Annotated in this window: 14 protein-coding genes; 2 read left to right on the forward strand and 12 right to left on the reverse strand. The window is 38.9% G+C overall.

Going from position 1 to position 13,227, the window contains the following annotated elements:
* Positions 1–4: 4 nt before the first annotated feature.
* The 3 genes from IFO69_RS09830 to IFO69_RS09840 are packed head-to-tail and all read right to left on the reverse strand — an operon-like array spanning position 5 to position 2,433.
* The gene (locus IFO69_RS09830) at positions 5–505 is read right to left on the reverse strand and encodes a hypothetical protein (RefSeq protein WP_192009934.1); all 501 of its coding nucleotides are present in this window, start codon (positions 503–505) and stop codon (positions 5–7) included.
* An 18-nt stretch (positions 506–523) separates the two neighbouring features.
* Positions 524–1,408, reverse strand: coding sequence for an acetoacetate decarboxylase family protein (locus tag IFO69_RS09835; RefSeq protein WP_192009935.1), 885 nt, complete (start codon positions 1,406–1,408; stop codon positions 524–526).
* 11 nt (positions 1,409–1,419) lie between these two features.
* Complete coding sequence (locus IFO69_RS09840; RefSeq protein WP_192009936.1) at positions 1,420–2,433, reverse strand: alpha/beta fold hydrolase; 1,014 nt, start codon at positions 2,431–2,433, stop codon at positions 1,420–1,422.
* A 278-nt stretch (positions 2,434–2,711) separates the two neighbouring features.
* Between IFO69_RS09840 and IFO69_RS09845 the strand changes: the two genes are divergently transcribed.
* On the forward strand, positions 2,712–3,647 hold the full coding sequence (locus IFO69_RS09845) for an alkaline phosphatase family protein (protein ID WP_192009937.1): 936 nt from the start codon (positions 2,712–2,714) through the stop codon (positions 3,645–3,647).
* A 47-nt stretch (positions 3,648–3,694) separates the two neighbouring features.
* The gene (locus IFO69_RS09850) at positions 3,695–4,123 is read left to right on the forward strand and encodes an NUDIX hydrolase (RefSeq protein WP_192009938.1); all 429 of its coding nucleotides are present in this window, start codon (positions 3,695–3,697) and stop codon (positions 4,121–4,123) included.
* Positions 4,124–4,219: 96 nt separating this feature from the next.
* Here IFO69_RS09850 and IFO69_RS09855 read toward each other — a convergent pair whose 3' ends face one another.
* The 9 genes from IFO69_RS09855 to IFO69_RS09895 form a co-directional block, all read right to left on the reverse strand.
* A complete protein-coding gene (locus tag IFO69_RS09855; RefSeq protein WP_192009939.1) occupies positions 4,220–5,254 on the reverse strand; it encodes a hypothetical protein in 1,035 nt (344 codons plus the stop codon).
* A gap of 82 nt (positions 5,255–5,336) precedes the next feature.
* On the reverse strand, positions 5,337–6,971 hold the full coding sequence (locus IFO69_RS09860) for a carboxypeptidase-like regulatory domain-containing protein (protein WP_225444086.1): 1,635 nt from the start codon (positions 6,969–6,971) through the stop codon (positions 5,337–5,339).
* Positions 6,972–7,024: 53 nt separating this feature from the next.
* Positions 7,025–7,996: a FecR family protein gene (locus tag IFO69_RS09865; RefSeq protein ID WP_192009941.1), complete on the reverse strand. Its 972-nt coding sequence runs from the start codon at positions 7,994–7,996 to the stop codon at positions 7,025–7,027.
* A 4-nt stretch (positions 7,997–8,000) separates the two neighbouring features.
* Entirely contained in the window at positions 8,001–8,564 is a 564-nt protein-coding gene (locus tag IFO69_RS09870; RefSeq protein WP_192009942.1) for an RNA polymerase sigma-70 factor, read from the reverse strand.
* Between the two features lie 112 nt (positions 8,565–8,676).
* A complete protein-coding gene (locus IFO69_RS09875; protein WP_192009943.1) occupies positions 8,677–9,756 on the reverse strand; it encodes a fatty acid desaturase family protein in 1,080 nt (359 codons plus the stop codon).
* Positions 9,757–9,928: 172 nt separating this feature from the next.
* Entirely contained in the window at positions 9,929–10,981 is a 1,053-nt protein-coding gene (locus tag IFO69_RS09880; protein ID WP_192009944.1) for an MBL fold metallo-hydrolase, read from the reverse strand.
* 255 nt (positions 10,982–11,236) lie between these two features.
* Positions 11,237–12,109 carry an ABC transporter ATP-binding protein gene (locus tag IFO69_RS09885; RefSeq protein ID WP_192009945.1) on the reverse strand — a complete coding sequence of 291 codons (873 nt, stop codon included), beginning with the start codon at positions 12,107–12,109 and terminating at the stop codon, positions 11,237–11,239.
* Entirely contained in the window at positions 12,106–12,777 is a 672-nt protein-coding gene (gene modB / locus IFO69_RS09890) for a molybdate ABC transporter permease subunit (protein ID WP_192009946.1), read from the reverse strand. Before modB ends, IFO69_RS09885 begins: the two co-directional genes overlap by 4 nt.
* Positions 12,774–13,178 (reverse strand): TOBE domain-containing protein, encoded by a 405-nt coding sequence (locus IFO69_RS09895; protein WP_192009947.1) that lies wholly within the window; start codon positions 13,176–13,178, stop codon positions 12,774–12,776. The genes modB and IFO69_RS09895 overlap by 4 nt, the downstream gene beginning before the upstream one ends.
* Positions 13,179–13,227: the final 49 nt, after the last annotated feature.

Genomic DNA, 13,227 nt, shown 5'->3' on the forward strand with positions numbered 1-13,227 from the left:
GAGCTTAGGTTTGGTTTTTCGAATAGCGGGGTTTGGCTTTTGCAATAAAGAAATACATCGTCACACCCCACATAATCGAAAGAATAATCCATCTTAAATCATTGAGATACATCCACTCTTGCAAGAGTTCTTGAAGCCTTGCTTCATCAGTGACACCATCGATAAACTCATTGTTGATCGTCTCAATATATGCCTGTTGGATGACGACCGGTATCAGTAGACCCGGTGCCCATAAAATAGGAACCCATTTGAGTTTGGTTTTCCATTCAGTGATCAGCATGATCACAATGGCAACAGCCATAATGGGAATTGTAATAAAAAAGAACTTGGTGGCCAGGGTAGTTTGGGGAATGATGGCATCGTAATAGTTTTCCAAATTCAAAGTGGAAGGGTAATTCGGAAACCAAAAAAGGTGTAATGACCAAAACATGCCTAAGTAAATGGAGGAACAGAAAAATATATAGGCGTTGTTAATGTCTACTAGCGTTTGTTTTAATGGGCTCATGGCAAGAAAGTTTAGGAATTAAATTTTGTATTGATGGTAATCTGTGATGGAGGGAGGCGCCAACCAGTCTTCGGACAATCCAAGGTCAACTACCGACTCTAATCCCTCTGGCATTTGGGAGGGCGGTTGGTCATAGGTCATAAACCAACATTCAAAATGGTCATCCAAAACACCATTGGCTTCAGGCATGTACATCGTAAAGAATGGATCAGGATTAATATCTATCTCTCGTAAAAAAGAGACATTGGGATGATCGCCGATATAGAGGTTAGCTTTGGCTTTGCCAAAAAAGTTTACTCCTGCTTTGGTATTGAAATAGATATAGGAGGCCATCAGCATGTTCCTAAATCGACAATAATTAGTGGTTCCAATTTTCAGACTAAAAGAAGGCGAACTTGGACGATCCATTTCAATTCGGAACACAAACTGTCCATCCTTCTCATATTGGGAACTGACTTGTTCCTCACTGACCTTGAAATCCAAGTTTGCTTTATGCTTGGGCATTCCCCAGATTCCTTTGCCACCTTTTACAGAAACTTCGGAGCTTACAGGCAAATCCAATATGTATTGGCCTGTACCATAGGTTTTCATCATCATGGCATTAAGGATTTTAGGGGCAGGCTTGGCGCCATGAGTGCAGCCGATGGCTATGCTGTATTCGATGTATTTTCCAATGCTGGTATCCAAGTAGTTGATCACGGTAATCAAGAGGGCTGCACGTCCATTGGGCAATTTTAACGCATGGACTTCATCTCCAGGTAATAGGGCATTGGCCTTTTCCCAATCACAGCTAAAACCGACCATCAAGGCTGGTGACTTTTTGGCATTGACTGGCATTTGGTACGGGATTCCATCAACTAGCGCATATTTACCAGCATAACGTTTGATTCTTTTTGGAGGCATGATTCAAAAATTTAGTTTTTGTTCAATTCATCGATCATCAGTGGGAAAACATCTTTATTGGAAGTTTTACCCAAAAAAACATCCAGATGGCTATAGTCATCCAGCAAGTATAACTTATGTTTACCTGGCTGACATTTTTCCAGGTAATCAAAAGTGGCCTGTTGGCTTTGAGGCAAAAAGCAAAGGTTTCTGATTCCTCCAAACAAAACAATCCTTGGTGAAAATTGGTGATGTTGAGGTGCGTAGGTGCTGATCCCTGGTTCATTAGGAACCAAAACCCCTTGCTTAATGCACTGGCCAATGTGTTCGAAAAAGGAAATCGGCACTTCGGCAAACTCTTCTTCAATCCATTTCATGGTTTTCTCATCCAGGTTTTCCAGAAGCCAAAGTGCCGGAAAGCCTGATCCATAGGTAAAACTGACAAATTTCCCCACCTTGGTGTCTTTTTCAGGATGGGTCAATAAGACCATCAAGCGCATTAGCTTTGACTTAAAGTCAGGAGCAACATTGCCCCATTTGGGGCTAATGTATTCAAAGAACCTACTGACAATCGGTACCAAAAATCTGGACTTAAAAACAGAAAATCTAGGGACAATAGGGTGTAAGGAAACAGCATTGCTGATGATAGTGGTCACTTCTGGTACTAATCCCAAAACTACCGAAATCATAAAGCTAGTGCTTCCTTGACAGTGTATAATGGCTTTTATTTCCGATGCTCCTGACAATTCCAGTACTTTTTTTACAGCGGCAGGATGATCGAATTTAGCCACTTGATCCAAGTCCCATTTATTGGGTGGGAACTCAATACTCCCTCTCCAATTTTCCAGCCATACATCATAGCCTTCCTTGGCCAAAGTTTCTACCAGGTTCATTTCGGTGGGAGGGCAGAAAATATCAGCTCTTACACCAGCGCCATGAACCAGCAAAACAGGGCATTTGGAAGGTTGATTTTGTAGGTAATGTTTTAAGTTGCATTTGAAACCATCCAAAGCTAAAAAATCTATTGTTTCAAAATTTGACTGCATTTTATGCTTGTGTTTACATATAATTTAATATAAAAAAATGATATAATATTAATTTACCAAAAATATTATTGCAGGTATAATTAGAATTAGTAAAATGTTATTTTGAATTAGAGTTCACTAACGTTTGAAATTTTCTGCTCTTAATTAACGCTATGTAATGTTTATAAATAGTTAAAAAAATATTAATATTTGTAAAATAAATTCACCGTGACTTCAGATTCTAAAAGACTTATTCTTTCTTTGTTGAAATAGTAAATCATTATAATCTATAACTAAATATGAAAAGGTTTTTGGGCTTATTGGGGTTCTTGTTTGTAGTTTCCTTAAATGCGCATGCACAGAAAACAAAGAAAGTATTGTTTATTGGTACAGATGGGACTCGTGGAGAGGTGTTGAGAAGTATTCCGACACCTAATCTTGATCTTTTGACAAAGAAGGCTATTTTCAGTTATGATGCGATCAATAATGGGATTACCATTAGTGGACCAGGTTGGAGCAATTTGTTTACGGGTGTAGGGGAATCAAAGCATGGAGTAATCGATAATAGCTTTAAAAATAACCAACTTAGAGACCATCCTGACTTTCTTACGGTAATAAAGGAGCAGTTTTCTGACGCGCAAACGGCCGCATTCTACACTTGGATCCCGGTGGGGATTATTTTGGACAAGACGGATTTGAGGGTAGAGAAAAAATATTCCCAGAATGGAGATGCTTATGTTCACCAGGCTGCCATAGATTTTATAAAACATGAACCTGCGGATGCCACTGTAGTTTATTATGGTGATGTGGACATTGCAGGTCATGACCATGGTTTCTATGAAGATGTGCCTCAATATTATGAAGAAATTGTTCAGTTTGATAGGTATGTGGGTGATTTGATGGATGCGATAGCAGCTCGTACAACAAGAAGTGAAGAGGAATGGTTGATACTATTAAGTACGGACCATGGAGGACACAAAACAGGGCACGGTGGAATCACTTTACAAGAAAGAAATATCTTCGTTATTGTAGCAGGAGATAATGTCACTAAAAGAGAAATCAAGCCCAAGCATCCAGGCGTATTGGAACAGGATGCTCCGCTAGCTTTGGAGGACTTAGCTAAATATGGCTATGACCAAGTGCCCACTCAGTTGGATATTGTGGCTACCATTTTTGATTTTCTCCAAATAGATTCAGAAAAGTACGGTTTGGAAGGGAAATCACTTTTGAAGTAAAGCTAATTTTACCTAATTAGGGGAAGTATCAAACATTTGAAAACTATATGTCCAATTCTATACCTGAGTGTTTTTATAGGATCAGTGTCAAAGCCCTAATTACAGATGAAACTGGAAGGTTTTTGCTAATTAAAGAGGATAATGGATTATGGGACTTGCCGGGAGGAGGTTTGGATCATGGAGAAAACCCTCAGGAAGGAATTCGGCGCGAAATGATGGAGGAGATGGGCCTAGAACCATCAACAATAGCAGAAGAGCCAGAGTTCTTCTTTACCTGTATCAACCCAAAAGGCCAGTATATTGCCAACGTAGTTTACAGAGCAACTTTGCCTCATTTGGACTTTGTTCCTTCTTCGGAATGTGTAGAGGCCCAATTTTTTGGGCTTGATGACAATTTTGATAAAGGTAATATGTATCCCAATATTCCTGTTTTTGTTGAATTGTTTTCTAAGTCAAAAATCAAAAAGGATCAGTAAAAGAAAACCTCTTTCACTAATCCTTTAAGTTAATTAATTTTATTGGTTATAAATAATTGGTTTAGAATCATTTATAATGATCTTCTTTGAGTTTTTTTAATAGGAGAAATTATACCTTAAAGCTGCATTGATTCCTAAGAACAGCTCATCGTTTTCATCAAAAGTATCTCTTCTGAAATAGAAGTTCGGCTCCACATATTCATTGTATTTATCAGATTGTACCCAAGTAGCACTTGGCCCAACCACCAAATGAATTTTTTGACTCAAAGCAATGCCAAGGTTTAGGCTTAATCTGACCATGTCGTTATTACTTCCTACTTGGTTTTGAAAGATGGCCTCTGGGTTGACATAAAAGACATTGCCCATGGCGAGGATGCTACCAAAACCTCCACCTAAAGCAAATTCATCTTTTAAGTCTGGATTGTAAGAGGCATTGAAGGTGGTGTAGAGTTTTGGTACACCTATTTTGAAGGATGCATTGACGGGGTGCATTTCAGTGAAGCCGAATTCAATGGCCTTATATCCTCCCTTTCGCACAATAGACAATAGGCCAATAGGCACACCATTATCTTTTAAGCTATCAGCATAATTAAGAAATCCCAATTGTAAGCTCTCTAACGATTTGGTCATATTGACAAAACCAATTTGAGCTCCATCGACTTTTGCAGGATTGATGTTTACAAATCCAATTTGTGCTCCACCTAGGTATTGGGCCGCAGTGTTAACGAATCCAATTTGTGTCCCTGAGGATTCTTTTACCAATGTATTAACAAAGCCGATTTGTGCACCTGAAGATTCCTTCACGGCTGTATTGATGAATCCGATCTGGCTTCCGGAATAGCCTCCTGCTGTGACATTTACAAAACTGATCTGAGCCCCATCAAGATCACCTCCCGTAGTATTGAGAAAGCTAATCTGAGCACCGCTGAAGTCCCCACCATTGGTATTTACAAAACCAATTTGAGCTCCTTTATGATCTCCTACAGCATGGTTCACAAAACCAATCAGTGGATAATTAAATCCATCAGGAGCGTGATTGTATGCCACCGTATAAATTGGTCTTTCTTCCTGGGCATTAGCTAATTGAAGCACCAAGGCAAACAGTAAAGTAAGCGAGATAATTGTTTTCATGTGTAATGATAATTTTGTCCTTTTGTTATTAGGACACCTTACCCATTATTTACCCTGATTGTCTGTTGAAAAAAAATAAATATTATATAAAGACAAATTGTATTCCTGCACTAAGACCTACATAGCCTCCCAATACCCCATCTGAATAATCTGGTTTTCCTAGGCCCCATCCAGGGATATCTGTCTCCTCAGCATCCTCACTGAATAAATAATTGATAGAGGGGGCTACAAAAACCCGCCAATGTTTATGAAGGTTTACAGCTGGGATTAACCTGAGGGTGGCTAAATTGTATGTAGTATTAATATCTCCCAGTGAAACCCTTCCTGCTAATTCTGAATCCAAAGCAAAGCCTCCTGTTCTGATCAAATGAATACCAAGGCCTCCATCAATTGATACCCTTTGACTTCCTCTCAAATGATAGCCTAATCCCACCAAACCATAACTGTGTTGGCCTCCAGTTCTCATCGTAATACTTCCTACATCCAGCTCATCAATTCCAAATGAAAAGCTCTTTTCCCCAAACTTGATGAGATTGACCAAACCAATAGGGAAACTACTACTATCAGCTACATTGAAAAGTCCTGCTAGCTGCATGCCTTTTGCATTTTTTGCATGGTTAAACAAGCCAGCAATTTGAACTCCCGTATCTCCAGAACTCCAATTGAACAGTCCACCGATCTGAATTCCTTTTACATCGGTCGCTTGGTTAAAAAGCCCAGCAACCTGAAAACCTTCAAATTCATGAGTCATATTGGACAAACCCGTAGCTTGAAATCCAGTGGCTGTTCCAAAAACCTTGTTGGAAAGTCCAGAAAGCTGAATTCCCTTTTGATTTCCTCCTACTAGATTGAAAAGTCCAGCAGCTTGTACAAAGCTTACATCTTTCTTGTTGATGTTAAACAGCCCAGCCAGTTCTACCCCATCTACTCCAGCGGTATAGCCACCCCAAACATTCAAAGAAACATGGTTGATAATTTGACTGTTCAGCATTCCATGTGAACTCAGTCCTGGTACCAACGAGACCTGATAGGGCATTTCGGCAAAAAAACCACCTAGGTTAATACCTTGCATCCTTTGCCTAAAACCGATAAACATACGTCCAAGAAAAGTCTCTTCTACGTTTTCGCTGCTGGTGCCATAATATTCAAAGATGCCTTTTTTCTTTTTGGCACTAAGGTCAAACGTAGGTAAAAGCATAAATGTCGTGTCCCTGTAATTTTCCTTGCTTATGGTTAGCATGAGAGATTGGTCAGGGTTTTTGACTCTTAACTCAAAGTATCCATTTTTATCGGTCACGGCAGAAGTCAAAAGTCTTTGGTCATAGACACTGGCAAAAGCAATCAGTTCGTCACTGGACAAGTCTTTGACGCGTCCTGTGATAAGCCAGTTTTTGCCTAACTCGGTTTCATTACTGTCATCTAAGTATAACTTATTGGGGGCATAACGGATGACGATATATCCAGGTGTCTCTATAAATTCATATTTGCTACCCAGCAGTTTGAGCAACATCCCCCGAATCGGTCCCGAATAGGAGGGAAGGTTAACTAAACTGTCTTCTGGAACCAAATTGCTATTATAGGAAAAGAAAAAGCCCCTGTCTTTTGAGCTTAGTTCTAGAATTTCTCCAATACTTTTATCATTCACTTGATCAAGTGAAATCCGATCTTCCAACCTGCCTTGAGCATTGAGTTGGTTCACATTGAAAAAAAATAACATAAAGGCTAAGCAGCCTAGAGATAGCCTTTTTACAGCCATTTTACTTGCTCAAATTACTTGATTATGATTTGTTCAGGTTCTCGGATTATGGTCAGCCCAAAAGTTTCTTTTAGCACATTTAAGGCATTTTCCAGAGAATCATTTCTGAAGGTAGTCGTTAATGGTAAATTTCGCAAGTTCTCATTGAGAATGATAATATTGGCATTGTAAGCTTGGTTGAGCACTTCCACCACCCTCCAGAGTGGTGTTTGTTTAGCAGTGAAATAATCATCCACATAATACCTGTAGAGCCCATCCTGGGTCTTGGTCGTCGTGAATAGGCCCTTTTGAGGGTTGATCAGCATTGTTTCTCCTGGCTTAAGGATTTTTATCTCATTTTCATATTCTACGCTGACCGATCCACTTTCCAAAATAACTTCAACTTGATCCATGGTCTTTTTGACGTTGAATTCGGTACCCAAAACGGTAATCATCACTTCACCTGCTTGGACATGGAAAGGCCTGTTTTCATTTCTGTGCACCTGGAAAAAGGCTTCACCATTGATCAGCTCTGCATTCCTGTTTTTTTGTAGAATGCTTTGTTCGAAGGCCAATTGAGAAGATTTATTTACAGTAATGACCGAACCATCAAACAAAGTATCACTCACGGCATGCTCTTGGGTGTTGATAAGAATATTGGACATGAACCTGTTGTCTGGTTCCAAAAAAGTCCTGTAAGCCCACATCCCAGCAGTTAGCATCACTAACCAAATTGCCGCCTTGCTGAAATAAGAGACCAAGTTGACGGTTTTAGTTTCAATATTGTCCTCATTACTGGCAGAACGTTTTTCCAAGAACCTTTCCCAAGCTTGGTCCTCGTCAATGGTATTCTCAGGGCTTATTACTTTGCTTTTTTCCCAAACGAACTTAATTTGTTCGTACTTCTTTTGATGATCAGGATGCTTATGAAGCCAGTTTTCGACTTCCAGCATCTCTGCATCATTACTTTCGTGCAGGAGATATTTTATAAGTCTGTTGTCGTCCATAAGCTTAAATATTAATAAAGAGGTACAGTAAAACGGGAAGAAAATCAGCTAGTTCTACTCTCAAATGTTTCAATGCTTTTCCCATGTGGGTTTCTACAGTTTTAACAGAAATTCCCATCCTCTCTGCGATTTCACTATATTTTAATGATTCATACCGACTAAGCAGAAAGACTTGGCGGCATTTTTCAGGTAGATCCCTAAGGGCCTTTTTTAACAGGCTCATCAGTTCATCTTCATGGCCATGGTCATTTTGGAGTGTAGTATTTTGTGCTTCATAAAGGGTGATATTTTGATGTTTCTGTTTCACTTTTTCATGACGGATTAAGTTCATACAATCCCGATATACCATAGAATAAAGGTAAGCCTTCAGAGAGGTTTCGATAAGAATGTTTTCTCGTTTTTCCCAAAGCTTGAGAAAGACTGACTGGACAATCTCTTCAGCTTCATCTTCGTCTTTTAGTAAAACACAGGCATAGGCATGCAAAGCTTTGAAGTGCTCCTTAAAGGTTCCTTCAAAAACATTGTCATCGATCACTAGGCCAATTTGTTTTTCTTCAGCGTATTTCACTTTTTGCGTATTGCTTTACTAAAAATAATTGCTTTTATGGTCCTTTAATAATTAGACACTTATAAAAGATGATACCCTGAGTGAAAATTAAAAAATAATTCAAGCAATCTTTTTATGCTGCCCTTCCATGTTTCTTCAAGAATCTATAATGTGATTGTAGGGCAGTAAAGAAGGTTCTGTTACTCAAATAGGGAACGTCAAATTCATTGGCCGTTTTTTGTAGTATTTTCGAAATGGCGGGATAATGTATATGACAGATTTTCGGAAACAAATGATGTTCAACCTGAAAATTCAGGCCACCACAGAGAAAGGTAGCCAACTTACTGTTGACGGAAAAGTTTGCTGTGGTTTTCATCTGATGGATTGCCCATGCCTCTGAAATGTTTTGGCTTTGCTCTGGTTCAGGCATTTCTGTTTCCTCTACCAAGTGGGCCAATTGGAAGACAAGTGCTAAAGCAAGGCCTTCAGCAAAGTTCATCAACAAATAGCCAATCAAGAATTGCCACCATGTAATGTCCATGACCAATAATGGAATTACTATAAACAATGTATAATACATAGCTTTGTAAAAGAAAAGAAAGAAATACTCTTTTCTTGGGTGCTTATTGGTATGAGCACCTATGTTTTCTTGGAAGAATTTCAGATAATCTTTTCTAAAAAACCAGGAAAGGGAAGAAAGGGAATAGAGTAGAAAGGCATAAATATGCTGATACTGATAGGCTTTTTTGGTTTTCTCTCCTTTAGATACGCGGATCATTCCTGGCGCAACGTCCAAATCCCCATCATGACCCACAATATTGGTATAAGTATGGTGCACTTTATTATGGGTAATTCGCCAAACATACTCGCTGGCACCAATGACATTGAATAAAAAGCCCAATGATCTATTGACAACTGGCTTGGAAGAATAGGAGCCGTGTAAGGCATCATGGCATATGTTAAAGCCAATAAAGGCCATATTCATTCCTAAGCACACGGCTAAGATCAAAGTAAGATAAAGAGGGAGAAAGTCTGCCAATATCAAGACATAAAGGGAAACAAAGGAAATTAAATACACTACGGTTTTGGAAACCATAGCGGAATTCGCTTTTCGGGACAGGTTGTTTTCTTTAAAATATTCATCAATTCGCTTTTTGGTAGTAGTAAAAAAAAGCGAATTTTCAGAATCAACAAACTTGAGAGATTGACTCATATAGATATAAAATTTTACAGTAGTTAATATGTAATATGACACTCAGTAAAGGACATACCCTTAGAAGAAAAACAAAAAAAGCCAATGTGATTATGGCTTTAGGTATTGTCCTGTCCAGGCTGGAAAATCACTGTTTCGGTCAAATGTAACAATTCATTTTTCGATCAAAGCATCATTTGACATCTTTCCACCAGAAATTATTGGAAAGGAGAGTATTCAAGGAGAAGGTTTCTCCAAGTGAAGGGGTGTAGATATTAAGTTTTTTCTTTTCAGCGGCAGCTGTAAACCTTTCTACTCCATCTTTCCAGCTGTGTGGGGCGAGAGAGAAACCACCCCAATGGATCGGAATAGCATTTTTGGCTTTGGCATCTATGGCTGCTTGAACACTTTCTTCTGGATACAAATGGATTTGGTGCCAATGCTTATAGTATTGGCCGCATTCTACAAACATCACATCAAAAGGACCAAACTTTTTGCCTACTTCTTTAAAATGGTGGTCATAACCGCCATCGCCGCTATGATAAATACTTTCCGCTACGGTTTTAAAAACAAAGCCTCCCCAAAGCGATTTGGCCCGGTCTGTGGCACCCCGACCTGAAAAGTGCCTACTTGGGGTAAATGTAATTTCGATGCCTTCAAAATCAATTGTATCCCACCAATCCATTTCTTGGATTTTTTCTGCTTCCAATCCCCATTTTTCCAAATGTCTTGAAACTCCTAAAGCTACCAGCCAGTTATCTACCTTGGGAATCAGTTTTTGTATACTCTCCAGATCAATATGATCATAATGATCATGGGTTAATAATACCGCATCAATAGGAGGAAGCTGATCAATGATTTCAAGGGTGTTTTTACTAAAACGCTTGGTCTTGAAAGGAGCAATGGGGGAAGCATTTTCTCCAAACATGGGATCAATTAAAATGTTCTTGCCATTTAAGTGAAAAAGTAAAACTGAGTGACCAAACCAAGAAAATCTTGCTTCTTTATTTGATTGAGAATATTGATCGGTATCTATCGGTAAAATGGACAGATGCTGTTTGGGCATTCTCTGGATGTTTTTTGAGAAATTGTCCCTCAAAACTTCAGGGAGCTTTTTAAAACTGAAGCCCATTGTGGTCAGAGAAAGGTTAACGAATTTATTACCATCCCATTGATTGGATGATGCGAATTTCTCTAAATCTTTTTTTCTAATAGATCCTCCGAATTGTTTCTTAAATGTCTTCAAAAGTAGTTATGTTGTGTGAATTAAAGCATGGTCTGAAATAAACCCTAAAATGTGGTTTAAGGTTGCCTTATTGCTAGATTAGTTTAAAAAAACATCTATGTACAAAAAAGGTAATCAGTAACATTCAAGAGTAAAGAGTTAAAATAGGAGGTTGGTTATCTTGGGAAATATTCATGCAAAGATCGTAAAGGTTCAAAAACCACCCAAAGATAAAAGTGTAACCGAATGATAAGTATGGGTAGTATGCTAGAAAATTTAAATTTTCTTAATGATAGGGTTGAAGGCTTTTGAACCTACTAACACTTTATCACCAAGATAGAATTGTTTGGCTTCTTCTTTATCACAAACTACCTTGACCAAATCATTGCCCACCAAGAGCGTTACAATGACCAAAACATCCTCACTTTCAATTTGAATAATTTCTCCCGTAAACTGGAATTTTGCACTGGTACTGCCAAGACCAAATAATTCTGCCGGGCTTCCCTGACGTGCAATCTTGCCATTTTCTAATTCAAAAACCAGGTCAGAGAGTTTTATGATTTCACCAATATCATGGCTGACAAGGATGGTGGTCAATTTATACCTTTGATGGATTTTTAGAATGTATTTCTGCAGTTTGTAGCGCATTTTGTAATCTAAGGCAGAGAGCGGTTCATCCAACAATAGTATTTCTGGTTTTCCTACTAAAGCCCTTGCCAATGCGACCCTTTGTTTCTGACCACCGGATAAACTCTCTGGCTTTCTGTTTTGTAGATCCCCCAAGTCCATCATTTGGACCAGTTCTTCAATGGTTCCCTGATCAGTCTTATCAGAAAGGGCAAAGAACAGGTTTTCTTTGACTGTCATATTGGGGAACAGGGCGTAATCTTGAAATACAAAACCTATTTTACGTTTTGAAGGGGCTAAATTGATTTTTTTGTCCTCATCAAACCAGCATTGTTGTCCAATACTCAAATGGCCACTATCAGGTTTCATCAGTCCACTGATAAGCCGCAAAGTAGAGGTTTTTCCAGAACCAGATTCGCCATAAAGGGTGATGAATTGCCCTTTTTTAAACTGCAAGTTCAGATCTAGCACCATCTTGGTATTGTCGGATTCCAATACTTTCCTTAACCTTAGGTCAATCATTTTAAATATTGTTTAAAAAAACCTCCATTGAATAAATAAACCATTAGCAAGGTTAAAAATGAAAGTCCGATCAAAATGAGTGAATACTGATTGGCCATTCCATAATTCAAGGCTTCCACTTCATCATAAACAGCTATGGAGGCCACTTTTGTTTTGCCAGAAATATTGCCTCCTATCATCAATACCACGCCAAACTCTCCCATGGTGTGAGCAAAAGTCAATACCAGAGCTGTCAAAACGGAAGGTTTGATATTGGGCAACAATACTTTTCTGAGTATGGTGAACTTGCTTTTTCCATGCATGATCGCAGCTTCTGTAATGGAAGACGGGAGTGATGACAGTCCAGATTGGAGTGGATGGACCATAAAAGGCAGGCTATAAAGGCAAGAAGCCAATACCAAACCATGAAAAGTAAATACAAATTTTAAGCCCAACCACTGGTCCAGCCATGCTCCAAATGTATTTTGTGGACTAAAGGCCAACAGCAGGTAAAAACCCAAAACAGTAGGAGGGAGCACCAAAGGCATGCTTACCAAAGTTTCAACAATCGCTTTGATTTTAGATGAGGTTACACTCAGCCAATAGGCCAAAGGTAAGGCCAGAACAAATAAAATCAAGGTTGTAATCAATGAGAGTTTCAGGGTCAGTATGATTGGTATCCAGTTCATTTTGGAGATAGTGTGATTTCATTGAGTTTGACCAAAGCGGTTACCCAGTCGTTTATGAATAGGTCCAAGTCTGTCAGTGCCGTTTTACTGATCATGGACACCAAATTACCCGCTGCAGTTTCGATACTTAACCTGACCAATAGCTCTCCTTTTTCTATTGCTGTAATTTTTCCTCGAAATCGATTTTGAAGGCTTATTTTTGGATTTTCTTCTGGAGAAATGGCTACTTCGGTTTCTTTAAACAAAACAAAAACGGGGGTATCAAGAACTAAATAAGGAGCGGTGTCCGAGGTGTCAATGATTATGGATTGGACCTTATTGCGATCAAGTAATTCGACAGTCACAATGGAAAGCTGGCCACATGAATGTATTTGGACTATGTTACCTTCGAATTGGTTCATCAATAAAATAAGAATGATTACACTTTTTTTATGTGAAATTAAGTGTTTT

The sequence above is a fragment of the Echinicola arenosa genome (assembly GCF_014841125.1).
GTDB classification, from domain to species: Bacteria; Bacteroidota; Bacteroidia; order Cytophagales; family Cyclobacteriaceae; genus Echinicola; species Echinicola arenosa.